The organism is Acinetobacter sp. IRS14 (genome assembly GCF_034650275.1).
GTDB lineage: Bacteria > Pseudomonadota > Gammaproteobacteria > Pseudomonadales > Moraxellaceae > Acinetobacter > Acinetobacter oleivorans.
In genome coordinates this window covers 40,446-67,302 of sequence record NZ_JAOVFN010000004.1, presented here as the reverse complement: position 1 = coordinate 67,302, position 26,857 = coordinate 40,446, and the positions used below count along the sequence as shown (strand labels likewise).

Sequence of the window (26,857 nt, the reverse complement as noted above, 5' to 3'; positions counted from 1 at the left end):
GTAACTCAAAAAGTATTAAAGCCATGAGGTACTTAGATCATGAGTAAATTTACACCCAATTCTTTTATGGTGGCTAACGCATTTGTTGACGAAGCCATGAATAAAATTAGTGATGCTTCAGTGAAGATCTATCTGTTAATTATTCGCAAAACACGCGGCTGGACAAAGGAGAGTGATGCGCTCTCTTTGCGCCAATTAGAAGGTTTATCTTTAAAAAGCCGTCCTACTGTAATTAAATGTTTAACTGAATTAGAAAACGTGGGTTTGATTAAAAAACACCATCAATCTAAATATGGAAATGTTTATTCACCAGTAGATGCTTATTATTTAGGTAATCTAATTAAATTTCCGACCCGAAAAATCTTAGTAAAGACATTTATATTGTTCAATAAAGAGGTGGTTAAAAATTTTAACCACTTTGGATATGGTCTTAAATTAGATCACAAAGTAAACGGATTTTACTTAAAAACGAATGGAGAAAGTGCGGTACTGGTTAAAAATCTTTACCACCTTTACCCTGTGCATAGTTGTGTGGATAACTCACCAAGATGGTTAAATTTTTTTACCACCACAAACGGTAAGTGGTTAAATATTTTTACCGCAAGTGGTAAAGAATTTTTACCTCAAGTGGTTAAAATTTTTAACCCACAAAATACAACTATCAAAAGAAACTATCAAAATAAAAAAAATACGTGGTTTGTTTTGGAAAATTTGAAATATGAAATTTGTTCAATCAATCCATCAATCGATACCAACGAGATTTTTAATGCTCACTGGTTTGAAAGAGAGTTAAAAGCATTTAACGGGTTTAACGAAGATCGCAATCACTCCGATGATTACATGGTTAAATTTTTTGCAGAGTGGATGCTTAAAGCTCGCGCTAAATACGCAAAGATGAAAACACCAGCTCCACATTCATTTGAAAACAAAAACTCAAGTGGACAATCAACACAATCTGAAAACCAACTTCCTGATGTGATTACTTTCGCTTCAGAAAAACAGCTTTTCGCATTTGCTCGCCGCCTAGTAAACCATCCTAATTTTAAAGATTCATTTTGTCATAGCGGGGAATCTTGGATGGATGCAGGTAAACGCATGGCTCAAAAGCTGGTAGATCCAGAGCAACAAAAACCGTTTATTCCGTACTTAATCGAGATGGGTTTTAAAACTCAAGCAAAAGGAACTAGCCATGAGTGAGTTTGAGGGTAAATCTGGAAAGTGGGCTTGGGAGATTCAAAAAGAACAACAAGCGAATGTGGATGAGCTTAAAAAATCAATAAGTGAAATGGCTCAGAAGTACAGAGTTGAGGCACACGAATTAAGTCGTATTAGAGATTTTGAAAAGTCTCAGATGTATAGCCATTTTGCTAGGGAATTGGACCAGTTAATTAAGGGTAATGTTTGATGAGTAAGGTTTTAATTGGGGTGGATACTGGAGTACATACTGGATTTGCAGTTGCTTTTGACAAGGGCAAGGGTGGCCAACTACATGAGGTCGAAACTTTAACGATTACCCTGGCAATGAATAAAGTTTTAGAGCTGGCCGGGGAATATGGCAAAGAAAATCTAATGTTGTTTATTGAAGATGCCCGTTTGCGCACATGGTTCGGTAATGCAGATGCAAGACAAGCTCGTAGTGGTGCTGGTGTTCGTGAAGGGATTGGATCAGTCAAGCGTGATGCACAGATTTGGGAGCAGTGGTGTATCGAACAAGGCTTGAAGTACAAGATGATTCATCCAGCTGCGAATAAAACTAAAACAGATGCTAAGTATTTTTTAAAACTAACAGGGTGGGCAAAACGTACAAATGAACATGCACGAGATGCAGCAATGCTTGTGTTCGGGCGATATGCAAAGTTTTGATGTTAACAAGGGTTTTAACAAGTTGTTTTTTAATAATGGTAAAGGATAAAGGGTAAATAGGAAGGCGATTATGTTGGTTGAAAAGTTTGATTTTATTGAGTTACTTCGCCTTGCTATAGCTCAAAGCGAAGGTAAGGGGAAAATCACAAAATCCGTAGTCTTAGGAGAAATTGCTTTATTACCTACCGGGGCAAAAAAATGGGCTGAATTGCTTATTGAGCGAGTTGACTTTGAACGCATTACAGAGGTTACAGAAGCAAAAAAAATTTATGAGACCAGGATAATTGATGGAAAGGAAGTTAAGAAGCGTATTGATGAAATACCAGGCAAAGTAGAAATCAAAAAAGGTGATATTAATTCTGCTGATTTTTTCCGTGTTAGAAACGTCTTGGCTAGTAAGATCCATAAGGAAATGATCAAGAAGAACTTCAAGCCAAATAATTGTCAGGGCGACTTAACTAACGTGGCCAAAGGTTTATCGGAAGTTGTTTTACGTGGGCGGTTGTTTACTAAAGCAATGTGCAGCCATTGTCAGGGATTGGGTAAGCTGGAATTGTTTAATGATAAGGGATATCCAGATGGTTCAAAGTTTTGTGAAAAATGTGCAAGTACTGGAAAACGCCCTTATACATTGCATGAGAAAATTACGATCGCAAAATTAAAAGTTTCAAAATCTGGTTATTCTGAACGTTATGAGCCATACGAATTAATTGCGGAAGCATGTATCGAAAATTGGGAAAACTGTATTAGAGATAGCCTTGCAAGATCGTTTCATTTTGAACCAGAAGAAATATCATTAGCTTGACTTAAACAGAACGGTTGAGTATAAGTATTTCTAAAATGGGCGCTTTATACATAGATCGCCAGACAAAATTTAAAGAGCTCGCCAAAATGGTGGGCTTTTTTCATTTCTGTGGTATAAAAATATCTCCAATAACAAGGGGATAAAAATGAGGATTATTACTTTAAAAGAAATTGAGAGTGGTGAGGAAATAAAAGTTCAAGAAATTGATAATTCTGAAGAAACTCAAGGCATTGATGGATATACAACAAGAGTTATTAAAACTAAGTGGATTTATTTAGATGGCGGTAGTGATGTCCCTTTTAATTTTCACGAAGAGTTAAGAAATGCAAATTTAAAGAGTTATATCGGAACTCATCATATAGTGGTTGATATTCAACATGTCAGTTAAAAATTAGCCGAGTGTATTACGGCACAAAAGGGCCCCGCTAAATATCGATTATTGGCGGGGCTTTTTACTTTATATGTTAAGCTGCCATTCATAATTTTATGGATTAGCTCAATGTATATTTGTATTGGCGGTGATTTAGACGGCGAAGTTGTTAATAACCGTGAAGGTACATTTTTTGAAGCCAGTGAAATAGATGCAAGTAAACAATCTACCTATAACCGCCAGAGTTACAAAGTTGGTGAAAATACATATCGGTTTTGGCTTTGTGCTGAATTGCCATATATGGAAACAACAGATATCGCCGGCAAATATTTAGCTGAAAAATACAAATACCTTTCTTGATTTTGATTAATGAAAAATGAAGCCCACCAATTGGTGGGTTTTTTATTGCCTGTTTGGAGATGCCATGCTTCAAAATATTGATGTAGAAATTAGGAAGACCGAGCAAGAATTAAAGCATATAGGCAGTTGCACAACCAAAGGCCTGACAGATCAAGAAATCGCTCACTTAGATGAGCGATTTTTTTTAGCTATTAAAAAGCTAAATTGGCTTAAAGGTCGCCGTGATGTAAGGGTGTTTGTATGGAAGCCACTAAGTATTTGCAACTCACAGGAAAGCGCCCACAGAAACCGAAACCAAAATACACGCCATTGCCAAAAGCTACAGAGAAATATTTAAAAGCTGAAGAAGATTTTACAAAGGCTTTAGATGTTCTTGAGTTTAAGTATGAAAAGAAATTTCAATTTAAATCTACAAAACATTGGCGCTTCGATTTCCATTTAATTGAGCATCGAATTCTTGTTGAAATTGCTGGTGGTCCTTGGTCGGGTGGACGAAAAGGGAAGCTTAAAAATAAAGCATGGAGTCTTGATCGTTACGATGTTGCTGAAGAGATGGGCTATACAGTTGTACGCTTGGAGTCAGCTACAAGGTTTAAGGTTAATGAATCAGGGCCTTTGCAGTTAAGAGTTGACTATGCGAGCCAATGGTTAAAAAACTTGAAGAGGCACATTTTTAATGGAACAGATCAGACCATTTCCTCCGGCTGATTTTATTGATCAGGCAGAAGATGAGCAGGCTACACGATTAATACCGGCACCAGATCTTATGGATTGGGTTTTTGAAAATTATCTAACAATAGATGGTGTTCTCTATAACCCAGACCATGACCATATTGCTGAGCTCATACATGAGAACGAAGGCTTTCTTGCATTTGCATGGGCATCACAAGCGTGCACGGTTAAAAAACAAATGGTTTCTGGCCAGTGCGAGAAAGTCATGTTTAACGTTGGTGGTTGGCGTAAAGCTCGCCAGGAACAACAAATGCGTGATTGGTTTGGTTATGTGCCGGTTTATCTCATCACTATTGATGCTAGTTTTTGCGAACAAGCAACGGACCGAGATTTTTGCGCTTTGATCGAACATGAGCTTTATCACATTGGTGTTGAGCGTGACGAAGACGGCGAGCCAATACTTGGTGAAATGTCAGGTCTACCAAAACATTATTTGGCTGGTCATGACGTTGAAGAGTTTGTGGGCGTGGTTAAACGATGGGGAGCAGACGAGAACGTGAAGCGACTTATTGAAGTGGCGAAGCAAGCGCCGTTTGTATCAGATGTAAATATTTCCAAGTGCTGTGGAACTTGCCTAATTAGTTGAGCCTTTTGGCTCATTTTTTTTGCCTTGTTTCCTTGATGAGCCTTGATGGATTTTGAATTATGGCGAAGCTAAAAAAAGCCGAGCAACTCTTTATAGTTCGGTCACTTGCGCAATTCATGACACCCACAGAAGTTGTTAAGGCCGTCAAAGAAACTTTCAACATTATTGTGTCACCGCAGCAAGTGGAAGCATACGACCCGACCAAGGTAGCCGGGCGTGACTTAAGGAAAGAGTTCAAGGAAGTTTTTGAGACTACGCGAGAGGAATATCTCAAACAGCCAATTCACAACATAAGTGGGGCAAATGACATTGTTCAGTTAAAAATCTTGAGTGACTTACTTTTTGCCAAAAAGAATAACGTGACAATGACAATTAAGATCGTGGACCAGATGCAAAAGATTGTGAAAGGTTTTTACGAGAAACGATTAGAAATTACCGGAGCTGGTGGCGGGGCAATTAAAACAGAAAATACTCAATTGCCTACGACTCCAGTATTTACACCAGATGAGCTTGAAAAACTCAGTCCGGCTGAGCTTTCGCGTTTAGTGATTAATGGAAAGCTATGACATACGCATTAGATGAAATAGCCCCTTTAATTAAAGAGTGGACTATTAACGTACGCTTGCCTGAAGTAATGACCGAGATGACACGGCGTTATTACTACAAGGCTGCAATTGAGCAAAACGAACTTAGTATTCAGGCGGAGTTATACAAGTGCCGTAAAGATCCAGTCCATTGGTTTAACAATTGGATTTGGACATATGACCCTCGTGGTATGGCATTTGGTTTGCCTGCCAACATTCCTTTTGTATTGAGACCTAAACAGGTTGAGCTTGTGGCGTGGCTAGAGGAACGTGAAAGCACTCAAACACACGGATTAATTGAAAAGTCCCGTGATGAGGGTATGAGTTACGTTGTGCTGGGTTTTTTCTTGCATCGGTGGTTATTTGTAGAGGGTTTTGCGGGTGGTGTTGGTAGTCGTAAGGAAGAGTTAGTCGATAAGAAGGGCGACCCTAAAACGCTATTTCACAAATTCCGTGACATGTTCAGCAAAATGCCCCAATGGTTGAAGCCTAAGGGCTTTGTCGAGAAAGTGCATGATAACTACATGCGAATCATTAACCCGGATAACGGAGCAACAATCACAGGTGAAGCGGGTGACAACATTGGCCGCGGTGGACGTACCACAATGTACTTTTTGGACGAATGGGCATTCGTAGAGCGGCAAGAAGCTGTTGATGCTGCTATTTCCCAAAACACGAATGTTCACATCAAAGGATCAACACCAAACGGTATCGGTGATCGTTTTCACCAGGATAGGTTTAGCGGTCGCTATTCAGTTTTTACAATGCCTTGGCGCGCTAACCCGGATAAGAACTGGACCGTAAACTACAACGGCAAAGAGATTCATCCGTGGTATGAAAAGCAGCTGGCCACGCTTGATGATGTTGTACTTGCTCAAGAAGTAGATATTAACTATGCAGCGTCAGTGGAAGGTGTATTGATTCCTTCAGCTTGGGTTCAAGCGGCAATCGATGTGCATAAGAAACTTCAAATTGAGCCTACTGGTGACCGTATCGGCGGTTTGGACGTAGCTGATGAAGGTAAGGATAAAAACTCATTTACAGGTCGTCACGGCGTTGTCATGAATTACTTGGCCACATGGTCAGGTAAAGGTGATGACATCTTTGGAACTACTCAAAAAGCTATGGATCTCTGTTTTGAGAAATCCATCGATACGTTGTTCTACGACGCCGATGGTCTTGGAGCTGGGTGCCGTGGTGATGCCAGGGTAATTAATGAAAAGCGCCGTGAGTTAGGTTTATCAGAAGTTAATGTCGAATCATTCCGGGGATCTGGTTCAGTTTATGATCCTGAGGGCGAAATGGTTGAAAAGCGTTTAAACAAAGACTTTTTTGCCAATTTAAAAGCACAGTCTTGGTGGTCGTTGCGGTTGCGCTTTCAGGAAACTTTCAGAGCACTCGAAGGGCGTGATTATGACCCAGACATGATTATTTCATTATCAACTGAAGATATAGATGCGAAGGAACTGGCATTGCTCACTACTGAGCTATCACAACCAACCTACACAAAAAATGGTGTTGGCAAAATCCTAGTTAATAAACAGCCAGATGGAACCGCATCACCTAACCGGGCAGATAGCGTCATGATTTGTTTTAACCCACAGATTGGCGAGCTCAGTGTCTGGGGCAAGCTATAAAGAGAAAGTTATGGGCTTAGTTAAATTTACAAAAGATTCATTCCAGAACTTTGCCGCTCGCGTTGGCTTAGGTACTGGAAACCAGCATGACCAGTCTGGGTATGGTTTTAACTTTTTAAGCCGTAACCGTTTAAAGCTTGAAGCGATGTACCGGTCATCTTGGGTAGTTGGCCAAGTGGTTGATGTTGTAGCTGACGATATGACACGTAAAGGTGTCAAATTGAGTGGCCTGTCAGATCCAAAAGAATCGGAAAATATAGATCAGGAGATGGATCGCTTACAAGTATGGGGGCGACTTAATAAAACAATTAAGTGGTCCCGTCTTTATGGTGGTGCCATTGCTGTCATGATGATCGATGGTCATGATGTGTCAACGCCGTTAAACACCAACACTATCGGCAAAGATCAGTTTAAGGGTTTACTGGTTCTTGATCGATGGATGGTTCAGCCAACATTACAAGATTTGGTAACAGAGTTAGGGCCGGATTATGGCACTCCACGATATTACGATGTTATTACCGATTCCGTTGGCTTGTGTAATCAAAGAGTCCACTATTCGCGCGTCATCCGTATGGATGGCGTTGAATTACCATACAATCAATCAATTGCTGAAAACCTTTGGGGACAATCAGTCATTGAACGGATGGAAGATCGTTTAACGATTTTTGATAGCGCTACTTTAGGCGCAGGTCAGTTGGTCTATAAGGCGCATCTACGGACATATAAAGTTAAAGGCTTGCGTAGTCTTATCGCTGGTGGTGGACAACTTTATGAAGCTCTCGTTAAGCAAATTAATCTGATCCGACAATGGCAGTCAAATGAAGGTTTGACCTTGATGGATGCTGAAGATACCTACGAATCCCATCAATATAACTTTTCTGGTTTAGATAATATCTTGCTGCAATTTGGGCAACAAATTTCAGGCGCAACTGGTATCCCACTTGTACGTTTATTTGGTCAATCTCCCGCGGGTTTAAATGCTACAGGTGAGTCTGATCTAGCCAACTATTACGACAATATTAACCAGCAACAAGAAGGGCGTTTACGAACGCCGTTGCAGATTCTCTATGCCGTGTTGCATATGTCTGTACTTGGTAAACCATTACCCGATTCATTTAGTTTTAAATTTGCATCATTGTGGCAATTAGATGACGAGAAGAAAGCAAACGTAGCGAAAGGCGTAACCGATGCTGTGCTTGCAGCTGAAGAAGGTGGACTCATTAAACGCTCAACGGCATTAAAAGAATTGCGCCAATCAAGTGAAGTTACGGGTGTTTTCTCTCACATTAGTGATGAGGAAATTAAAGAAGCTGATGATGAGGATCCACCGCCACCAGGTGAAGGTTTAGATGATGAAGAGACAGATAAATCGGATAACACCGCACCTAGCGAGAAAGACCGAGATACGATACAGCCAGCAGCTTAGAAAGATCGCTGGCTACGTCGATACCATTGTTAAAGGTTTCGATGTAAATGACCCTCGCACATATTCCTTAATGGCAGCTTCATTAAATGAGTATGCAAATACTCTCCACCATTGGGCACAGAATGCAGCAGGGCGAATCATTACCGATGTTGCATTACGTGATGAGAAAACTTGGCTCATCTATGCACAAGATCTTTCCCGTGGTGTGCGTGAACAGATCCGGAATACCGAAGTTGGTGCCGTATATCAGCAACTTCTAAATGACCAGGTAAGGCTTATTAAGTCATTGCCATTAGATGCAGCTCAGCGTATTCATGACCTTTCTACACGTTCGTTAATTGAGGGCAACCGTTCAAGTGAGATTGCCGGCTTGATTATGGCAACTGGCCGCGTCACAAGATCAAGAGCAAACACAATTGCACGTACTGAGGTTAGCCGAGCATCATGCGTATTTACTCAAGCTAGAGCCGAGAATCTAGGTTCAGAGGGTTATACCTGGCGAACTAGTGAAGACGGTGATGTTAGACCAAGCCACAAAGAGATGAATGGAAAGTTTGTCTATTGGCATAAGCCACCAACTTTAGACAAATTAACCGGGCATGCTGGGTGTTTGCCCAATTGCCGTTGTTATCCCGAGCCAGTAATTTTAGAAAATTAGTGCTATTATCTTGATCTTAATAAATTTCTTTAGGAAAAAAAATGACACATCGTTTTTTATTTTCAGCATTTTATATAAATGAAACTTTGGGAGAAATTTTCCAATTCCATCATGGGACATTCGGATTTCATGAAAAAAACATTTCATTACCTCTTTTGGATTCAATTAAATCAATGACTTTAAATGATTTAACATCTAAATATCCAGCGGACATTATTAGAGATTACAACATTATTTCTCTTAGCTATTTGGGAGAGATGTCAGATGAAGAGTTCAATCGTTAATTTATAATTTATACAAAAACCACCTTCGGGTGGTTTTTTAATGCCTGAAAAAAGGTGAATCATGTTTAAAAGCAAAAAGACTAAAGACCAAAAAACGGTTGATCGATCCGAGATTTATACAACTGGTCAATTGGGCCGTACACGTGAAATAACTCCCGAGGGTTATTTACTTTGTCGCGATGTGCCGCTCGCTCGCATTGGCACATTGATGTATGCGGATGGTGAAGTTCCCGTTACTGCTGACAATACTGGCTTGATCATCATTTATCGTGGTGAGGATGTTTTATTCCATCCAATTACCATTGCTAGTGCAGAAGGCAAGCCCGTAACAGATGATCATCCAAGTGATTGGGTAACACCAGAAAACTGGAAACTTTTATCTAAGGGTTTTGTTAAAGATGTTCGCCGTGGTGAGGGTGCCGATTCTGATTATCTTATGGCCGACATATTGGTCACAGATAAAGAAACTATCCAAAAAGTTTTGGATGGGAAAGTAGAAATTTCTCTAGGCTACGATGCTGATTATACAGAAACCAGCAAGGGCAAAGGGTTACAGAGCAATATTCGGGTAAACCATATTGCATTGGTTGAAAAAGGGCGTTGCGGTTCCCGCTGCTCAATAGGAGATAGTTTTATGTCTGCTAAAAAGACACAAAAGAAAGAACCTTGGTATCAAAATTTGCTTGGAGTAAAACGCACAGTTGACCAAGCTCTCGAAGAAGCAGACAAAACTGTGGATTCGGATGATGATGACAAAACCGAAGATGATGATGAACCAGAAGGAAAAGTGAAAACTGGTGACTCAGCTTTTCAGGCTGAAATGCGTAAGCTCATGAAGACGATGGATAAACGCATGAGTGCTTTAGAAAAGAAAAAGACCAAAGATTCTGGTGAGCCTGAAAAGAAAACAGAAGATGACGACGACGATCCGGAAAATAAGACAAAGGATGACGGTGATTTAACCGAGCCAGAGCCAGCCAAAAAACTTGATGAATCTGGTACGCAAACTTATACCGGTGACTCATTAAAAGAAGTAATTTCACGTGCTGAAATTCTTTCGCCTGGTTATCGCATACCTACCTTCGACAGTGCCAACAATGGTAAAGCAGTTTTAAATACTAAACGTGCAGTACTTAAAGCATCATATTCAACCCAAGACGGTCAAAAGGCTATCGCGCCTTTCGTTGGTTCAAACCCCGACTTTGACAACTTGCCAACGCACACCATCGATGCTGCATTTGTTGGGGCATCTGAACTCATCAAACAACAGAACAATGCCAAAGGTGTACGTTCTGGTATTTCCACACGTGATTTTGGCCGTGCTGCTCCAACGCCTGCTGAAATTAATCAACGCAATCGTGATTTCTGGAACAAACAAGGATAAGAATTATGTCTAATGCATTTTTATATCGTATGCCGAGTGGCATTCCCGGTGATGTCTCTCGTAAAAGCCAATCCACAATTGAATCCCATCCAGTAGGGGCTCAATTCACAACATTTGGTTTATTTGGAAAAATTGATGCTACTACAGGTAAATTTGTTCTTTTAGCGGGAGCAGATACAGCAGCAAGCGTTTATGGCTTACTTGTTCGTGCATATCCAACACAAACATCTCAAAACGAACTTGGTAAAGCAACGCCTCATCCAAACGGCGTTCAAGACGTTTTACGCCGTGGTTATATGACCGTGAAATGTAATGCGGGAACGGCTAAGAAAGCAGGAACGGTTTATGTACGTATTGCTGCTGGTACGGCAGCTAAGCCAGTTGGTGGTATTGAAGCAGCAGCAGATGGAGCAAACAGCATTATCTTACCAAATGCATTTTTTATGCATGATGCTGATGCACAAGGCAATGTAGAAATCTCTTTTAACATTTAAAAAATTATTGAATAGCACAGCCACCGATTAGGTGGTTTTTTTGTGCTTGGAGAAAAGACAATATGAGCAAGCTATTAGTAGCAAGTACTATTGCACAGGCTGTAGCAATGGGGACAGCAACACCTGTACGAGCTCGTACACGTGACCATATGATGACTTTTGATTCGCAGACCGTCGATAGTACGGGTGTCTTCTTAGTCGGTGAATTAGAACGTTTAGACCAAACAATGCATGAGCCATTAGCAGATGTAACTTGGTCACGTGATATCGATCTTCGTTCAGATGTTTCTATTGCAGATGAAATTTCGAGTTTCTCAAACGCCACGTTTGCTGCAGCTGGAGGTGCATCTCCACAAGGTAAATCTTGGGTAGGTAAAAATGCAGATGCTATTCAAGGTATCGCATTAGATATTGGCAAAACAGCACAGCCTTTAACTCTATGGGCTAATCAGATTGGCTGGACCATTCCAGAGTTAGAATCTGCTCGCCAAGTTGGTCGTCCAGTTGATGCTTTAAAACACAGTGGTTTGATTCTTAAACACAATATGGATACCGATGAGCAAGTCTATATCGGTGATGATGTAATTGGGGTTCAAGGTCTATTGAACTCTGACAAAGTTGGAGCAACTAACGTTAATAAGAGCTGGAAGCTTTCAACGGCTGATGAAATCTTAGCTGATGTAAACATGATCTTATATAACGCATGGATGGCTTCAGCGTTCGCAGTTTGCCCTTCTAAGCTTTTATTGCCGCCAGAGCAGTTTAGTTCAATCGTGACTCGCAAAGTTTCTGATGCAGGGAATATCTCTATTCTTGAATATATCAAGGTCAATTGTATTTCCAACGCCAAAAACGGTAAGCCTTTAGATATTCAACCTTCTAAATGGTGTACTGGTCGAGGTACTGCTGGTACTGACCGGATGATGTGTTACACACAAAATGAAAACCGTGTTCGCTTCCCTATGGTTCCTCTTCAACGTACGCCAGTTGAATACCGTGATTTACGCCAATTAACTACCTACTACGGACGCTTGGGTGCAGTCGAATGGGTATACCCAGAAACAGCGTTTTATGCCGATGGTCTATAAGGGGAATTAAGACATGAGCAAACAAGTACAAATTCTTCTTTCTCGTCCGCTAACTGTAAATCTTGGTGTCGATGAACATGGGCAACCAAAATCTGAAAAGTTATCTGCGGGTTTACAACTTGTAGATGCTGAAATCGCCGATAACTGGTTTGTAAAGGCGCATTGCCAAGAAATTACTGGTAATGATCTTCAAGCAAGCGAGCTTCAAAGTAAGTTAGACAAAGCAAATGAAGAATTAAGCATTCTTCAAACGCAGTCTGATGAAGCCGCAAAGAAAATTGGACAACTTGAAGGTGATCTAAAAGAGCGTGATACAGAAATCGCTAACTTAAAAATCCAGTTAGATAAAGCCCTTCAAGCACAAGCTGCTGAAGTAAAGGCAAAAGAACCGGCTAAGGCAAAAGAGCCACCAAAGGAAACCTAACCTATGATCAGTGAATCCTCGTTTCGTGAAGAAATGCCGATGTTCGCTGATACAACGCAATATCCGTCATTTCAGTTTAATTTCTATTTAAACCTTGGGAAAAAGTTACTTCGTGAGGAACGTTGGGGGGATACGCTTGATTATGGTTTGACACTGTTTATTGCTCACTATCTCACGCTTTATAAGCGTGCGATGGGTGCTGCAAGCATTGGTGGTGATGCTGGAAAGATTGTGGGGAATGAAACATCTAAATCAGTTGATGGTGTTTCAAAGTCCATGGATGTTTCGGGCGTACTAATCGCTGATGCTGGCCACTGGAACCAGACCACATGGGGAGTTCAGTTTTATCAGTTCTTGCTGATGGCTGGCGCTGGAGGCATCCAATTATGAGCAGTGGGGTTAAATCAAGTGGTAAAGGCTTAGCTGACATTTTCCAAGCAATGTCTGAATTATCTCAAATAGATGTGCTAGTTGGTATTCCTCACGGCGAAGCACGTACTGATGGCGATGGTCTAACCAATGCGCAGATTGGCTACCTTATGGAAGGTGGTTCACCTTCTCAAAATATTCCTGAGCGGCCATTTCTTGTTCCGGGTGTTGAAGAAGTTCAAGAACCAGTAAGCGATAAGCTCGTTAAAGCGGTTGATGCCGCTTTAGCTGGTAATAGCCAAAAAATGATGAAGTTGCTTGAATCCGCTGGGATGATTGCTATGAATTCAGTTCGAGCCTATTTCGTTAATGGTGAATTTGCCCCTCTATCTTTGGCCACAATCCGTGCTCGAGCAAGGCGTGGGCGTAAAGGCGCTAAACAGTATCTTAAGCAGCTTGAAACTGGTCCTGCTGAGTCTGGCCTAGTTCGGCCGTTGATCGATACTGGAGAGCTGAGAAAGTCGGTTACTTACGTGATCATGAAAAAGAACAAGGAGGTAAAGCGTGGCTAATCTTGATGTTTCAGACGTTCTTCTAGATCCGGACTTTATGGACACAGGAATTATTTGCAAGCGTACAGAGGTCATTGTTGGAAACAACGGACGACCACAAGAGACAATTACAAATACTCCATTTTCAGGTGTCGTTACAACCAATAGCGGCATCAAGATGGACCGCCGTGCAGATGGTACTTTGATTAAAGGTGCAATCAATATTCATACGCAATTTGCTTTGATTCAGGGGGATGCAAACACCAAAGCTGATGAAATTACATGGAAGGGTAAAACCTACATCGTTTCACAGGTGCTGGATAATTTGCATTATGGCCAAGGTTTCATTAAAGCAATTTGCGAGCTAAAGCCATTGGGGTAAATCATGGGTGATTCTGCTTCAGGGGGTTACATCACCCCTAGCGGCGGATCTGCTTATGACCAAGACCTAGAGGACATCTTTCAAGCTTTCATTGTCGGGATAACATCTTTACCAGGTGAAATGGTTCGTCCACGTTATCAAACTGAACCGCCACCAATGCCCGCCGTTGGTGAGGATTGGTGCGCCTTCGCTGTAAAGTCGATAACTCCCGACGATGGGCCTTACTTCGAACAGAAAGACGAAACAATGGATTCAATTCGACATGAAGAATTGACGCTATTCCTTTCGTTTTATGGCGACCACGGCCAATCGATCGCAAACGTCCTTCAAGCTGGTCTAGGCATTCCGCAAAATATCGCGCAGCTCAAAGCGCAAAAAATCAAATTTATTAAGGTGGGTGAGATCATCACCGCGCCTGACTTTCTCAATAACCAGTATGTACATCGATATGACATAACCGCTGTCTTTAAGCGTAAATCATTACGCACGTTTGCTGTTAAGTCATTTGTAGATGCTGGAACTATAAAATTTACCAGGAGTAATACATGACATTGCCCGTTTCTAATGTCGTAAATGTCAGCATTAGCCTTGCTGCATTAGCGGCAGGCCCGCGCTCGTTTGGATCTCTTCTAATCCTTGGTCCTACCAGTGGTGTTATTGATGTGATTGAGCGTATGCGCCCATATTCAAGTATTACCGAAGTCGGTGACGATTACGGCGTTGATGATCCTGAATACAAAGCAGCATTGGCATATTTCAGTCAATCACCTAAGCCACGTACGTTATATATTGGCTATTGGCATAAGGAAGGTACTGGTGCTGAAACTGCGCAGGCAGTAGTTCAAGCCTGCCTTAAATCGCTTAAATGGTATGGTTTGGTGATCGCTTCAGATCTAACCGAACAAGAAGTTTTAGATGTTGCTGCACTGATTGAAGCAGCGGATCCAACGCGAGTATTTGGTTATACGTCACAGGATGAAAACTGCTTGAGTTTAACGAATACAACAAACATCCCTTACAAAATCAAAGAGAAGAAATATCGCCGTACCTTACCAATCTTCTCCAGTGATAATCCTTATGCAGCTGCTTCAGTATTTGGCCGTGCATTTACGGTGAATTTCTTAGGAACTAACACAACGATTACTTTGAAGTTTAAGCAACTTCCTGGTATTGCACCTGAAGATCTGGATACGGACGAAGCGAAGGCATTGACCGCAATCAACTGTAATGTTTATGCCGGATATAACAATGACACAGCAATTTTGCAAGAAGGTGTCATGAGTGATGGCTCATTCTTTGATGAGATCCATGGCCTTGATTGGTTCCAAAACCATTTAGAAACAGCATTGTTTAATCTTTACTACACCAATACAACCAAGATCCCGCAAACAGGTGGCGGTGTAAATCGTCAATGCGCAGTACTTGAAGTTGCATGTGGACAAGGTGTCACCAATGGTTTGCTTGCCCCTGGCCAATGGAATGGCGACAGCTTTGGTGTGCTCTCAACTGGTGATTATCTACCTAAGGGCTTTTATGTGTTTGCCAATAGTTTAGATGATCAACCTCAATCGGAACGTGAAGCCCGTAAAGCGCCAGTGTTCCAAATTGCTGGGAAGTTGGGTGGTGCTACCCATTCAGCCGATGTTCTTGTAGCAATTAATCGTTAAGGAGTAATTCGTGAGTACATATTCTTTTATGGATACCCATTGCACTTTAACGAGTGCAGATGCGGTTATTGATGTTGGTTATGGCGCTGGTGTTTCTGAAGAGGGCATTACCATTGCAATGGGGGGCGATAAGAACTCTATGACCATTGGTTCGGATGGTGAAGGTATGCATTCATTACATGCTGACAACTCAGGACAAGTGACAATTAGTCTCCTAAAAACCTCACCAACAAATGCCAAGTTAATGAATCTTTATAACTTGCAAAAAGTTAATACAAAAAAATGGGGCAAGAATACTATCACCTTAAACCATGAAGGGTCTGGTGATAATGCCACCGCAACCAAGTGCGCATTTAAAAAAGTTCCTGATCTTAAAAAAGCTAAAGATGGTGGAACAGTTGAATGGGTCTTTGATTCGATCAAAATTGAAGAGCAACTAGGCACATACGAGTAAGGTTTTAGATTATGGAAATTAATGGAATTGAATACACAATCGGCCGCTTAAATGCGGTCGATCAGTTTCACGTATCTCGAAAAGTAGCGCCCATTGTGCCTAAGTTGATGCCAATCATTGCAGAAGTTGCCAAAGGTGATTTGGCAAAGGCCATTGATTCTATTGATGGCGGTAAAAGGGGGGATCTTACCGATCTGCAGCCTTTAGCTGATTCATTATCCCCATTGATGGAAGCTTTCGCGCAAATGCCCGATGAAGATGTCAATTACATCATTTTTAAGTGTTTAAGCGTTGCTAAACGCGGAGGTGCCGTTGTGTGCCGCAATAACACAATTATGTTTGATGATATCGATATGACTCAATTATTGCCGCTAGTGATCGCAACTATTCGGGTCAATTTGGGAAATTTTATTCAAGGGTTGCTTATGAAGGCATCGAGCATGCAGAAGCAACCTCAATAACTTTTCAAAGCTTGCCGGATGAGTCTGATTGGCTCATGCGGCCAGTCATTAAAGGCATGTGCAAATACGAATCTTTAATTAATGGGACGCTAGATCTTGCTGATATAGCTCTCATGAATGATGCGCTCGATGTCGTTGCAGATAATGAATATCTGCTTAACCAGGAGCGTGAAAGAAAAAATAAATAATGGTGGTCCCATGGCTAAAAATGGTGTTGTTCGTGACTTTTTGGTTTCACTTGGATTTGATACTGATAATTCAGGTCTAGCTAGTATGAAAAGTGCCATGGATGGCATTGAGTGGAAAGCTAAGGCGTTAAATGGTGCATTAATGGCTTTGGCCACTGGTGCGGTTGTGGCTGTGCGTCAAACGGCTAGTGAGCTAGATAAGCTATATTTTTCGTCTCAGCGCATTGGTGCTAGCGTCACAAATATTAATGCTTATGGGAATGCCATTGCTCAACTGGGCGGTAGTGCAGATGGAGCGATCGGATCTTTAGAGTCTTTAGCTGAAAAGATCCGAAACTCTCCAGGCTATGAAGGTCAAATCAAAAGCCTTGGCGTAAGCACTCGCGATGCTAATGGACAGATGCGTGACCGCGTTGAAGTCATGAAGGATCTAAGCGGTGTTTTAGCAAAAATGCCAGCTTACCAGGCAAACGCGTATGCCAATTCTTTGGGTATCGATCAAAAAACATTGTTGGCCATGCGTGATGGTAAATTCATTGCCAATATGGAGAAATACCAGAAGATCCAGAAAGAACTCGGTATGAATGATGACCTGGCTAAGTCAGGTAATGAGTTTATGACTGAGTATCGTGATCTGACAATGATGACCAAAACAGGTTTTCAAGTCATCGTTATGCAAGCTGGTAAAGCTCTTATTCCAATCTTGCGTTTGCTTAATCAGTTAATTCAGGCTGGTATTCATGCATTTTCACAGTTAAACCCACATATCAAAGAAGGTCTGGCCATTGGTCTACGCTTTGCGATGCTGGCTTTAATGTTTAGTGCTATGGCCAAGTCGTTCGAGTTGCTGCTTAAGTTTATACCGGCACTAAAAACCTTTATCGGATTACTGAAGTTATTCCGGCTCGCATTCTTAGCTTCACCGATTGGAATTATCCTGGCATTAGGTGCAGCACTGGCCTTACTCTATGATGATTACAAAACTTGGCGTGAAGGCGGCAAGTCACTATTTGATTGGTCCAAATGGACTAATGGGATAGAAACCATTATCAACAAGATTAAAGACTTCTTAGATATTCTCGATAAGGTTAAAGACAAGACTATCGAATTTGTTCAGAAAGTTATTCATGATCCTGCTGGTGCTCTTAAAGAGGTTGCTACAGAAGTTCAGCAAGGCGTACAAAATGCGAAACAGGCTGTACAAAAATATGTAAACCCTACTGATCAATCTAAGGTCACACCAACGCAAGACAAAGTGGCCAGTGCTACGCAATATGTTAAGAGTGCCGTTGAAAAAGGTGTGGCAGCAGCTGCAGGGGCGGCTAAAGCTACTGTGGGGGCAGTTAAAGGGGCTGTATCTAGCTCATTGGGTAGTTCAATTAGTGGCATGAATGGTTCCATACTGCACCTGTCAAAACAAGATATTGAGGATCTTGTAAAGGTCACCTCAACAGAAGTTGTTGGATCTTTGAAGGGGGAGGCTTTTACCAAACAAACGCAGGGCGTTGTAGATACAATTCTGAATCGTGTAGCTTCAGGTAAGTGGGGAAACTCAGTTCGAGATGTAGCAAATGCTCGACGACAATTTAGTAAGATAACAGGGCCGAAATCTTACAAAACAAGAGATGGTAAGACAATTAATCTTAATCCCTATGGTAGTGTGCAAAATATGCCAAATAAGGATGTAAACCCGAGAGTTAGAGCCGAAGTTTTAGCATACTTAGAGGAGAGATCTAGAGGGAAATCATCAATAGTTGGAGAACACTTAAATTATGCAAATCCATATTCTTCAGACAAAAAGAATAGGAAGGCATGGGTTGATGCTTTTTATGCGAAGTCTAAAAAAGAGGGAATGGTTTTTGGATCGGGCAAGGCAGTACATGGGCATGGTACAACTAACGATTTAATTAAATTCAAACCAAAGCCCTTTAATATCTCAATTCGAGACAACAAGTTGCCAAGTAATTTTGGTACATCCTCAAATGGAAATATTCAGACTTTTGCACCCCCGGTGGGTAATCCGCACAAGTCGCAGATCAATAACTCTAATGCCATGACAGCAAGTAATGTTGTAATTAATCAGACTTATCAAACTGATATGACGATTAATGGAGCATCAAGTCCTATTGATTCTGCTAATGCAGTTAAACGTCAGCAAGAAAATGCTTTAACGTTTATGGCGAGAGGTGCAAAAGGGGTTTTGGTTGGTTAGTTAAGTTGGTTTTTCAAGAAACTAATTCGCTGCTCTATTAATTCTGCTTGGCATGCTAAGTCATAAGCAACTTGACCAGAACTATATCCAGCATCTGCTACTGTGAAGTCACCACACTGCAAATCTTTATACTTTAACCAAGCTTTCTGAGCATTATCTAACTCTTGCTTAGCATCGGTCTGTTTGTAGAGTTTTGCGTATGTAGCATTTAAATCTTTTTTGAGTGATGTGATTTCACTAGATAGACATTGCTGAATTTCGTGTGAGTTCTTAGGGTCGTTACAATCAGCAAAAACCCCAACACTAAAAGTTAAAGCTATTGTAGCAATGAGCAGATTTTTCATTTGGAACCTTTGAAAAATAATGACTTAGGAATGAGTTAGTAGATTAATTTTTGTATATACGCCCTTTTATATTATACGAGTGAAATTATGGCAATAGGAACATTAGTTAATGGTGCCCTAGGATCTGCCGCGGCACTACCCAGCACAGAGGTCTTGGGTTCATTGTTATTGTCTGGCCGTGGCCGTACGATCATGGGGCTTTTCGCAGACGTTACGATTGAAGAAAAGCATAAAGATGAACTTAAAATCACTGAACACCCAACGGAGGTTGGTGCACCAATTTCAGACCATGCATACAAAGAACCTCCAGAAGTAACCATGAAAGTGGGATGGTCAGAGAGTGCCGGTGCTTTAAATGGTTTTTTAGGTGATACGGTTTTAGGCGGTAATACAAGCTTAACGATTGTTTATCAAACATTGCTGCAGCTTCAGGACCAAGCTTTACCCTTAATTATTTCAACGGGTAAGCGCCTTTATACAAACATGCTGATTAAGTCGCTTGCATGTACTACGGATCTCCAAACAGAAAATGTTTTGATGATCGATATTACTTTTAAAAAGATTTTAATCGTCAGTACTGAGATGGTACTTGTTGCTATTGAGAACCAAGCAAGCCCGGAAGCTACTGCCAGTGTATCGAATGGCGGTACCGTCCAACCAAAAGAGGTAAGTACTTCTGTCTTAGGGCAATTGTTTGGTGGTGCGCAAGTCGGCGGAGGGTGGGAACTACAAAACCCATTTGGTTAATCATGATTGTAGAAATACCTTTAAATAACGGAAATCAAAAATTTAATATCCGTCTCGGTGGGGCTCAGTACAAATTACAGCTGATTTACCGACTCGAGTGTTGGTATTTAGATATTTTTGATTCTTCAGAAATTCCTTTAATTGCCGGCTTGCCTTTATTGATGGGTGACAACTTGCTGGTACAACATCAACACATCATTAAAGGTTCATTGTATGTTCTTAACACTAATGAAGACGAAAAGCAGACATTCGGTGATCTTGGCACATTGATTAAACTGTTTTGGAGTGACACATGACAATACAAAGAATGCGTAATTGTCGGCTCACAATTCAAGTTGATAACAATGCACCAGACGCTTTGGATTTTTCAAAATTTAAAATCACTTTTGTTGTGAGCCAGCCGACAAACGAGCAGCCTAAGGCCGCTGAGATTTATATTTATAATCTCTCCAGTCAAACGATGAATCTTTTAGCCGGTGTTGGTGATTCTAAAAAAAATACCCAAGTTATCCTCGCATGTAGTTATGACAATGACGAGCCTGAAGTTATTTTTAAAGGCAGTGTTTTCCAATTTAGACGGGGACGTTATAGCGCCGTAGATACTTATTTATGTGTTTTGGCCATATCAGGCGACCAGGTGAGAAATGGGGCTGTAATTAATCAATCTGTACCAGCTGGCACTCCTATTCATGGATTAAGCGAATTAATCGAAGAAGAGGTTAAAAAGTACGGTATTGATGTTGGCGAAATCGCAGCGTTGAGTGATCAAAAATATCCACGTGGACGAATTCTTTTTGGAAGTTTGCACGGTTATATTGAGAAAATTGGCAAAGAGAATAATGTTACTTACGACTACTCAGACGGCGTTTTAACTTCTACTGAGTTGGATGAATACTCAATTCAACCGATGTTTGTATTAACAGCAAACACCGGCATGGTGGGGATGCCTCAACTCACCAGTGAAGGATTAGTAGTTAAGTGTTTACTTAATCCAAAATTGAAGCGTAAGGACCGTATTCAAATAGATCTGACAAATTTGCAGTCAGAGAATTTTGATATTTCATACGGTGGCCAACAGGTAGACCAGCCGCAAAAGACTCCCAAGCTTGCCACGAATGCCCAGGGTATTTTTGTTATCCAAGCAATCGAACATAGTGGCGATACGCGCGCAGATGAATGGTATACAACTATGGTATGTACAGCGCTTGGCTCAGTCGTTCCAAAAAGCGGTATCACAATAAATGCAGTAGATGATAGCTGGACTCCAGAGCAGGAGGGCAACTAATGGCATTAACAAACAATGAACGTGCACCGGATCTTCTAAATATTATTAAAGATGCAGTTAGCGAAGAGATTTTGGCAATTTGGACTAATTTGCCTTGTGAAGTGGTCAGTTATGATCCGGATGCTGTAACAGTCGAAGTAAAGCCTTTAATTCGTGTGCCAGTGCGAACCCCTGAAGGCAGTATTAAGATGATTGAAATTCCAATTCTACAAGATGTGCCGGTAATGTTTCCTTGCGCTGGTGGCTTCACAATTACTCACCCTATCCATGTAAAGGATGAATGTGTAGTTAGCTTCTCATCGCGCAATATCGATCTATGGTGGCAATCTGGAGGGATTCAAAATCCTTTTGATACCCGACACCATGATTTATCCGACGGCTTTGCTTACTTTAAGCCACAATCACAAGCCAAAAAAATTAAAAATATTTCTACCGAAAGTCTGGAAATTAGATCTGATGACAATGCAACTAAGATCCAAATCACACCAGGTGGAATTATTAACTTTATTGGCCAGAAAGCCGTATTTCATTGTGATGTGGAAATGAAAAAAACACTTACTGTGACAGGGTTAATTAAATCTCTTGAGGATGTTGTGGCGAAGACTGTAAGCCTCATTAGTCACATTACAACCGGTGTTAAATCTGGCACTGATGAATCAGGTCCACCAAAACAATAGAAATTAATATGAGGGGCGCGAAAGCGTCTTTTTTTATGCGCTATAGAAAACTTACAAGTGATGGCGACTATGTTTTTGGATCCGGCAAGAATGACTTTCTTGTGAACTCTCCAGAGACAGTCGCGCAAGCAATTTTGTCTCGTTTAAAACTTTGGCTTGGTGAGTGGTTTGCTGATACTGCAGACGGTACTGGTTGGAATCAGTCGATTGTCGGCAAGCATTCTAAAAACCTTTATGAGTTAACCCTCAGGCAAAGGGTTTTAGAAACACCAGGCGTGAGCAGCATTGTTGATTTTCAAAGTTCACTTGATGCGGAAACACGTCATTTAACTGTATCGATGACAGTCAACACAATTTTCGGTGAAGCAAATCTTAACGGGGACTTAACGACATGACTTTAACAACAGTTGCGCCAGTTATTACTGATGCTGGTCCCATTGCACCCACTTATTATGAAGTTGTTGATTATCTAAAAACTGAATACAAACGTATTTATGGTGCTGATGCCTATCTAGAAAATGATAGTCAGGACGGTCAATGGATTGGGGTTTTCTCTCGTGCGATCGCTGATGTAAATGCGGTGATTGTTGATACTTACTCCACCTTTTCCCCGAAGTCTGCCGTTAAAGATGCACTATCTAGGAATGTGGCCATTAATGGAATTAGCCGGCAGATACCAACATTCTCTACTGTAGATTTAGAGATTACTGGTTCACCGGGCACTGAGATTACTAAAGGCTATGCACTCGATCGCAACGGCAATCAATGGATGTTTCCCGATTTAGTTACTATTCCAGAATCTGGCATGGTGGTTATTACGGCCAAAGCTAAAAAGCCTGGTGCGATTCTGGCAATGAGTAATAGCGTTACTATTATTGGTAAGCCTACTCGTGGTTGGAAAGGAGTGAATAACCCCGCTACATCATCGTTGGGCATGCCGGTTGAATCAGATGAAAAGCTAAGGCAACGCCAGGCACTTTCGGTGGCCATTCCTTCGCAGTCAAAAACTGACAGTATCAAAGGCGGTATTTTTAGTTTAGCCGGTGTTTCGCGTTGTAAGACGTATGAAAATGACCATGACTCTACAAACGACCTTGGTATTCCAGCTCATCATTTATGCGTAGTTGTTGCTGGGGGAGATGCTAACGAAATTGCCAGCATTATGCGGGCCAAAAAGAGTCTAGGGTGTGGATGGTACGGCAATGTTAATGTGACAGTCATTAATGCTTTTGGTGATGAAGAAAAGGTAGCAATCTATCGTCCCAATATCGTAAATATCGGCTTTAAATTAAATATTGTTGGATCTGCCGAGTACACCAAAGAAATTGAAGAGAATATTAAACAAAACTTAGCCGATTATGTGAACCAGCTTGATATCGGTGATCGTATCATGATGAACAAACTTTATATCCCGGCTGGATTGTTCGGAAATCTTGATTCAGAAACCTATCAAATCGATTCAATAGAAATTATTGCAAATGGTACTCCCATCGATGGGAATTACAGTCTTGAATTTAACGCCGTTGCCTATTGCGATACTGACAATATTGAAATTAATACTTCTGGGGGGTTCTAGTGGATGCGAGTAAATATATAGCTCTGCTTACCAGCCAGCATCGAGACAAGCCGAAATTTAGAGAGACAGTTGAGACATCAATTAATCCTTTAATTGATTGTCTTGAATGTCTCAATAGTCTGGAAAGTAAGTTTGATCTTGAGACCGCAAAAGGCGATCAACTGCAAATTATTGCCGATTGGGTGGGTGCTCCTAACTCTATACCTAATTCTGTACCGGTTCCTTATTTTGGCTTTCAAGGACAACCGGCTTCTTTGCCCTGGCGTGAAACTGATGATCCGACCTTTAAGGCAGGTTTTTGGCGTGAGTCGGGTATGAGTGGATATACAGCTTTAAAAATGTCACCGCAATTATTTAAGCAGGTTGTAAAGGCTAAGATTTTATTGAACAAAAGTGATTGTTCGGAACTATCTGCAAAAGAAATTATTTCTCTAATTATCGATAAACCATTCAAGTTTAAAGACAACCAAGACATGACCGTAACTTTTACATTTCTATCTAGTTACGAAGTCTTTGAAAGAGAGTTAGTTAAATTAATGTTCCCTCTACCTTCTGGGGTGAGGTTGATTTTCGAGGGCGAAGATGACTATTGAAAAATTATCTGAGTTTGCAAAGCTGGCAGATGAAAACAGTAGTAATACTGAAGGGTTGGAGCTAGAAAAAGGTTTTCCTTCACGCCTACAACCGGCTCGACAGTGGTTTAACTGGTTGCTTAATTCCTTAACTAAAAAAATCAATGAAATCATTGATGGAAAATTAGATAAAGAGGCTACTTCAGCTTCAGCTACAAAGTTGGCCACAGCACGAAAAATTGGTGGTGTATCTTTTGACGGTACTGCCGATATCGATCTAGCTGGAGTCAACAAGAAGGGTGATCAAGACACTTCAGGAAATGCTGATACAGCAACAAAGCTTAAGAATGCTAGGGATATTAAAATTACTGGCGTTGTGCAGGGTAACGCCTCTTTTGATGGCACCGGTAATATTGAGATTAATACTGTAGGCGGTGGAACCTTAGGTGAAAAAGCAATCGCAATTATACGTCTAAACGGCGCAAGTTTTGATTTAGTCAAAAGCCGAGGATTTGCTTCAGTTGCAAATATGGGTGGTGGCCAAATCGAATTTACTTTGTCAGAAGATGCTCCTGATACAGATTATGGTGTTGTTTGTACTGGCTCAGCAAATGATACGGCGGCAGTCAGTCTGCAAGAGCGAGAAGATTTTGTTCGTACTAAATCAAAGTTCCGATTAATGGGAGCATACGGTGGTGATAACACTCAAGGACCATACACCCCTAAGATCTGTACAGTAGTTGTTTATTACTAACTGAATTTAAAAATTTATATGACCGCCGAAAGGCGGTTTTTTGTTGCGTGGAGATCCTAAAAGATGGCAACAAACTGGAATGCGGTATTAGCAAATATTAATAATGCCTCAGATATATTATCTATCTTACGCAAAGTACTCGGTTTGCTTGATGGTAAGGTGGATTTAACTAAGATTGATGAAATCATAACCAATATCGATCAGATGCAAATCAGTGTAGATAGTGCTCTAACCGATGTTAATTCATCTCTCAATAATTTTGATGCTGAAGCACAAGCAGCAATTCAACAAGTTATTGCAGCTGGATTAATGGAAGGTTTTGCAACAGAAGCAGAACTTTTAGCTACCAGACCAACTGTTGCAAAAAAATATGCGAAGGCAGAAGACACAGGGATTATTTGGTTTTGGGATAAACCTGAGGGCTCACCAGATGGGAATTACTGGAAGAGCACTGGATTAAGTGATTTTGATCAAGCAAAAAAATATATTGATCAATCAATTAAAAAGGGCCCAGCAAAGCCTTTCTTTGCTGTGGCAGCAGCAAATGATGCGCACGTGTTTTGGATTGATGGAAATTGTGAGCTTTGGACGTATGGTGCGCCTGTATCAATCAATCAAATGATTTCTACGCTCCAGTTAAAAACTAAGCCTATTTTAAATAAAGACTCGCGGAATATTTTTAATTCAGCTGACTTAAACGGGGATTCTTACTTTCGAGTAGGACAGGATGGTTATCTTTACTTATTTGATCAATCCTTATCAGTTCAAGAACAGTTCAAGTCAATTAACAATCAACTAAATGCTTCTGAACAAAACTTTAATTTGAAATCTGTAGGAGTGAGTAAAAAAAGAGATTTATATGCTTCAGAGTATCTGGAACGTCTCAACAATTTAAGAGCAATGTCACCCTATGTTTGCCCAGTACCACGATGGATGAGTAAACAGCGATTTACGCTTGGTCAGAATTGGGTAAATACCATTAAGTTGACTGTTCCTTCTGAGCGAGTGGTTGTATCTGGATTTGATCCTAGTTGGCGCGAAGATATTGGGGTTGTGCACCCCCAGATTATTGAATTTGAGCAACAGATGGCGGGTTATAAGTATTGGTTAGGTTTAAACCCTTACACAAATACTAACGAAGATATTGAGTTGCCTTTCATTTATGGAACTAATGATCCTGAACTAAAAAAATGGGAATTAATTTCTAATTTTCCAACTCCCTTTGATCGTGATCCACCTAATTTGAATGGTGTAACAAGCGGATTTTGCTCAGATTCTGGTTTCGTTTATGACGTTAAACGTGGTGATTTAATTTTCTTCTGGCGTCGAACTTTAAGATATAACGGGCAAACCACTGAAGATCAAATAACGAATGAAATTGTTGCTAAAGCTACATGTGACGGGAAGAACTGGTCTGATCATATTTGGTTGAGAAATGCCTATACCGTTAATAATGGTACTGAGCTTGACCAAATGCTTAGCCCAAATATTGTCTATAACACAGCTGATGACCTGTACTACATGTATTCAATCAGCAATGGGAAACTTTATTACAGAACAACTGAGGATATTCGCAGTTGCCAATGGTCGCCTAAAACTGAAGCAGTTTTGACTGGATTTCCAGTTGCTACCGCAATTTGGCACTTTGACATGCGTTTTGTAGGCAATAAGTTGGTAGCCATGATCCATGTAGACTCAACTGATTCTTACTATTTTGCTGTAAGTGAAGATATGCATAACTTCATTTCTAGCCAATCAACTGTAGTGACTAATACTAGTCCAAATTTATACAAGCCTTCTTTTCTACCAATTCTTGCTGAAGATACTTTCAAGCTCCGCTGTATTTTTACAACGGATCAGTCCAGTAGTCCGCGTTGGCAGTTAAAAGTTGCAGATACCACTCTTGTATCAATCGGAGATTAA

The 26,857-nt window shown here is 40.8% G+C and carries 36 protein-coding genes; 35 read left to right on the top strand and 1 reads right to left on the bottom strand.

Annotation, left to right across the window (positions count from 1 at the left end; genetic code table 11):
- The first annotated feature begins 39 nt into the window (after positions 1–39).
- The 26 genes from ODQ17_RS05375 to ODQ17_RS05255 all read left to right on the top strand — a co-directional run bounded on the left by ODQ17_RS05375 (position 40) and on the right by ODQ17_RS05255 (position 18,979).
- The gene (locus ODQ17_RS05375) at positions 40–1,197 is read left to right on the top strand and encodes a hypothetical protein (RefSeq protein ID WP_322902241.1); all 1,158 of its coding nucleotides are present in this window, start codon (positions 40–42) and stop codon (positions 1,195–1,197) included.
- Complete coding sequence (locus tag ODQ17_RS05370) at positions 1,190–1,405, top strand: hypothetical protein (RefSeq protein ID WP_068523751.1); 216 nt, start codon at positions 1,190–1,192, stop codon at positions 1,403–1,405. Before ODQ17_RS05375 ends, ODQ17_RS05370 begins: the two co-directional genes overlap by 8 nt.
- Positions 1,405–1,863 (top strand): hypothetical protein, encoded by a 459-nt coding sequence (locus tag ODQ17_RS05365; protein WP_322902239.1) that lies wholly within the window; start codon positions 1,405–1,407, stop codon positions 1,861–1,863. The genes ODQ17_RS05370 and ODQ17_RS05365 overlap by 1 nt, the downstream gene beginning before the upstream one ends.
- Before the next feature lie 70 nt (positions 1,864–1,933).
- Positions 1,934–2,668, top strand: a complete 735-nt coding sequence (locus tag ODQ17_RS05360) for a hypothetical protein (RefSeq protein ID WP_322902237.1) — start codon at positions 1,934–1,936, stop codon at positions 2,666–2,668.
- Between the two features lie 145 nt (positions 2,669–2,813).
- Entirely contained in the window at positions 2,814–3,056 is a 243-nt protein-coding gene (locus ODQ17_RS05355; protein ID WP_322902235.1) for a hypothetical protein, read from the top strand.
- A gap of 111 nt (positions 3,057–3,167) precedes the next feature.
- Positions 3,168–3,398, top strand: coding sequence for a hypothetical protein (locus ODQ17_RS05350; RefSeq protein WP_322902233.1), 231 nt, complete (start codon positions 3,168–3,170; stop codon positions 3,396–3,398).
- A 240-nt stretch (positions 3,399–3,638) separates the two neighbouring features.
- Positions 3,639–4,106, top strand: coding sequence for a hypothetical protein (locus ODQ17_RS05345; RefSeq protein WP_322902231.1), 468 nt, complete (start codon positions 3,639–3,641; stop codon positions 4,104–4,106).
- A complete protein-coding gene (locus tag ODQ17_RS05340) occupies positions 4,075–4,716 on the top strand; it encodes a putative metallopeptidase (protein ID WP_322902230.1) in 642 nt (213 codons plus the stop codon). The genes ODQ17_RS05345 and ODQ17_RS05340 overlap by 32 nt, the downstream gene beginning before the upstream one ends.
- A 59-nt stretch (positions 4,717–4,775) precedes the next feature.
- Positions 4,776–5,282: a DUF2280 domain-containing protein gene (locus ODQ17_RS05335; RefSeq protein ID WP_322902229.1), complete on the top strand. Its 507-nt coding sequence runs from the start codon at positions 4,776–4,778 to the stop codon at positions 5,280–5,282.
- Positions 5,279–6,937 (top strand): terminase, encoded by a 1,659-nt coding sequence (locus tag ODQ17_RS05330; protein ID WP_322902227.1) that lies wholly within the window; start codon positions 5,279–5,281, stop codon positions 6,935–6,937. Before ODQ17_RS05335 ends, ODQ17_RS05330 begins: the two co-directional genes overlap by 4 nt.
- A gap of 10 nt (positions 6,938–6,947) precedes the next feature.
- Positions 6,948–8,363 carry a DUF1073 domain-containing protein gene (locus ODQ17_RS05325; RefSeq protein WP_322902225.1) on the top strand — a complete coding sequence of 472 codons (1,416 nt, stop codon included), beginning with the start codon at positions 6,948–6,950 and terminating at the stop codon, positions 8,361–8,363.
- Positions 8,364–8,433: 70 nt separating this feature from the next.
- The gene (locus ODQ17_RS05320; protein ID WP_322902481.1) at positions 8,434–9,021 is read left to right on the top strand and encodes a phage head morphogenesis protein; all 588 of its coding nucleotides are present in this window, start codon (positions 8,434–8,436) and stop codon (positions 9,019–9,021) included.
- 41 nt (positions 9,022–9,062) lie between these two features.
- Positions 9,063–9,305 (top strand): hypothetical protein, encoded by a 243-nt coding sequence (locus tag ODQ17_RS05315; protein ID WP_322902223.1) that lies wholly within the window; start codon positions 9,063–9,065, stop codon positions 9,303–9,305.
- Between the two features lie 61 nt (positions 9,306–9,366).
- Positions 9,367–10,689: a DUF2213 domain-containing protein gene (locus tag ODQ17_RS05310; RefSeq protein ID WP_322902221.1), complete on the top strand. Its 1,323-nt coding sequence runs from the start codon at positions 9,367–9,369 to the stop codon at positions 10,687–10,689.
- 5 nt (positions 10,690–10,694) lie between these two features.
- A complete protein-coding gene (locus ODQ17_RS05305; protein ID WP_322902219.1) occupies positions 10,695–11,183 on the top strand; it encodes a structural cement protein Gp24 in 489 nt (162 codons plus the stop codon).
- 62 nt (positions 11,184–11,245) lie between these two features.
- Positions 11,246–12,271 carry a DUF2184 domain-containing protein gene (locus ODQ17_RS05300; RefSeq protein WP_322902217.1) on the top strand — a complete coding sequence of 342 codons (1,026 nt, stop codon included), beginning with the start codon at positions 11,246–11,248 and terminating at the stop codon, positions 12,269–12,271.
- Between the two features lie 13 nt (positions 12,272–12,284).
- The gene (locus ODQ17_RS05295) at positions 12,285–12,695 is read left to right on the top strand and encodes a hypothetical protein (protein WP_322902216.1); all 411 of its coding nucleotides are present in this window, start codon (positions 12,285–12,287) and stop codon (positions 12,693–12,695) included.
- Between the two features lie 3 nt (positions 12,696–12,698).
- Positions 12,699–13,085: a DUF4054 domain-containing protein gene (locus ODQ17_RS05290; protein WP_198080364.1), complete on the top strand. Its 387-nt coding sequence runs from the start codon at positions 12,699–12,701 to the stop codon at positions 13,083–13,085.
- The gene (locus tag ODQ17_RS05285) at positions 13,082–13,636 is read left to right on the top strand and encodes a hypothetical protein (RefSeq protein WP_322902479.1); all 555 of its coding nucleotides are present in this window, start codon (positions 13,082–13,084) and stop codon (positions 13,634–13,636) included. The genes ODQ17_RS05290 and ODQ17_RS05285 overlap by 4 nt, the downstream gene beginning before the upstream one ends.
- Positions 13,629–13,997: a hypothetical protein gene (locus ODQ17_RS05280; protein ID WP_322902213.1), complete on the top strand. Its 369-nt coding sequence runs from the start codon at positions 13,629–13,631 to the stop codon at positions 13,995–13,997. The genes ODQ17_RS05285 and ODQ17_RS05280 overlap by 8 nt, the downstream gene beginning before the upstream one ends.
- A gap of 3 nt (positions 13,998–14,000) precedes the next feature.
- Complete coding sequence (locus ODQ17_RS05275) at positions 14,001–14,546, top strand: phage neck terminator protein (RefSeq protein ID WP_322902211.1); 546 nt, start codon at positions 14,001–14,003, stop codon at positions 14,544–14,546.
- On the top strand, positions 14,543–15,664 hold the full coding sequence (locus ODQ17_RS05270) for a DUF3383 family protein (RefSeq protein WP_322902209.1): 1,122 nt from the start codon (positions 14,543–14,545) through the stop codon (positions 15,662–15,664). The genes ODQ17_RS05275 and ODQ17_RS05270 overlap by 4 nt, the downstream gene beginning before the upstream one ends.
- A gap of 10 nt (positions 15,665–15,674) precedes the next feature.
- Entirely contained in the window at positions 15,675–16,118 is a 444-nt protein-coding gene (locus ODQ17_RS05265; RefSeq protein ID WP_322902207.1) for a phage structural protein, read from the top strand.
- A gap of 11 nt (positions 16,119–16,129) precedes the next feature.
- A complete protein-coding gene (locus ODQ17_RS05260) occupies positions 16,130–16,579 on the top strand; it encodes a phage tail assembly chaperone (RefSeq protein WP_322902205.1) in 450 nt (149 codons plus the stop codon).
- 35 nt (positions 16,580–16,614) lie between these two features.
- Complete coding sequence (locus ODQ17_RS19195) at positions 16,615–16,767, top strand: DUF6889 family protein (protein ID WP_442872388.1); 153 nt, start codon at positions 16,615–16,617, stop codon at positions 16,765–16,767.
- A gap of 10 nt (positions 16,768–16,777) precedes the next feature.
- Positions 16,778–18,979, top strand: a complete 2,202-nt coding sequence (locus ODQ17_RS05255) for a phage tail tape measure protein (protein ID WP_322902477.1) — start codon at positions 16,778–16,780, stop codon at positions 18,977–18,979.
- On the opposite strand, the gene ODQ17_RS05250 is transcribed toward ODQ17_RS05255, so the two are convergent.
- Positions 18,976–19,323, bottom strand: a complete 348-nt coding sequence (locus tag ODQ17_RS05250; protein WP_322902203.1) for a lysozyme inhibitor LprI family protein — start codon at positions 19,321–19,323, stop codon at positions 18,976–18,978. The genes ODQ17_RS05255 and ODQ17_RS05250 overlap by 4 nt on opposite strands.
- Positions 19,324–19,410: 87 nt before the next feature.
- On the opposite strand from ODQ17_RS05250, the gene ODQ17_RS05245 reads away from it, so the two are divergent.
- The 9 genes from ODQ17_RS05245 (at position 19,411) to ODQ17_RS05205 (ending at position 26,857) form a co-directional block, all read left to right on the top strand.
- Complete coding sequence (locus ODQ17_RS05245) at positions 19,411–20,070, top strand: phage baseplate protein (RefSeq protein ID WP_322902201.1); 660 nt, start codon at positions 19,411–19,413, stop codon at positions 20,068–20,070.
- Between the two features lie 2 nt (positions 20,071–20,072).
- Positions 20,073–20,366, top strand: a complete 294-nt coding sequence (locus ODQ17_RS05240) for a phage baseplate plug family protein (RefSeq protein WP_322902198.1) — start codon at positions 20,073–20,075, stop codon at positions 20,364–20,366.
- Positions 20,363–21,355 (top strand): baseplate hub protein, encoded by a 993-nt coding sequence (locus ODQ17_RS05235; protein ID WP_322902196.1) that lies wholly within the window; start codon positions 20,363–20,365, stop codon positions 21,353–21,355. Before ODQ17_RS05240 ends, ODQ17_RS05235 begins: the two co-directional genes overlap by 4 nt.
- On the top strand, positions 21,355–22,032 hold the full coding sequence (locus ODQ17_RS05230; RefSeq protein WP_322902194.1) for a Gp138 family membrane-puncturing spike protein: 678 nt from the start codon (positions 21,355–21,357) through the stop codon (positions 22,030–22,032). The genes ODQ17_RS05235 and ODQ17_RS05230 overlap by 1 nt, the downstream gene beginning before the upstream one ends.
- Before the next feature lie 8 nt (positions 22,033–22,040).
- Complete coding sequence (locus ODQ17_RS05225) at positions 22,041–22,427, top strand: hypothetical protein (protein WP_322902192.1); 387 nt, start codon at positions 22,041–22,043, stop codon at positions 22,425–22,427.
- A complete protein-coding gene (locus ODQ17_RS05220; protein ID WP_322902190.1) occupies positions 22,424–23,608 on the top strand; it encodes a baseplate J/gp47 family protein in 1,185 nt (394 codons plus the stop codon). The genes ODQ17_RS05225 and ODQ17_RS05220 overlap by 4 nt, the downstream gene beginning before the upstream one ends.
- Positions 23,608–24,201: a DUF2612 domain-containing protein gene (locus ODQ17_RS05215; protein ID WP_322902187.1), complete on the top strand. Its 594-nt coding sequence runs from the start codon at positions 23,608–23,610 to the stop codon at positions 24,199–24,201. The genes ODQ17_RS05220 and ODQ17_RS05215 overlap by 1 nt, the downstream gene beginning before the upstream one ends.
- The gene (locus tag ODQ17_RS05210) at positions 24,191–24,934 is read left to right on the top strand and encodes a hypothetical protein (RefSeq protein WP_322902184.1); all 744 of its coding nucleotides are present in this window, start codon (positions 24,191–24,193) and stop codon (positions 24,932–24,934) included. Before ODQ17_RS05215 ends, ODQ17_RS05210 begins: the two co-directional genes overlap by 11 nt.
- A gap of 63 nt (positions 24,935–24,997) precedes the next feature.
- Positions 24,998–26,857 (top strand): hypothetical protein, encoded by a 1,860-nt coding sequence (locus ODQ17_RS05205; protein WP_322902176.1) that lies wholly within the window; start codon positions 24,998–25,000, stop codon positions 26,855–26,857.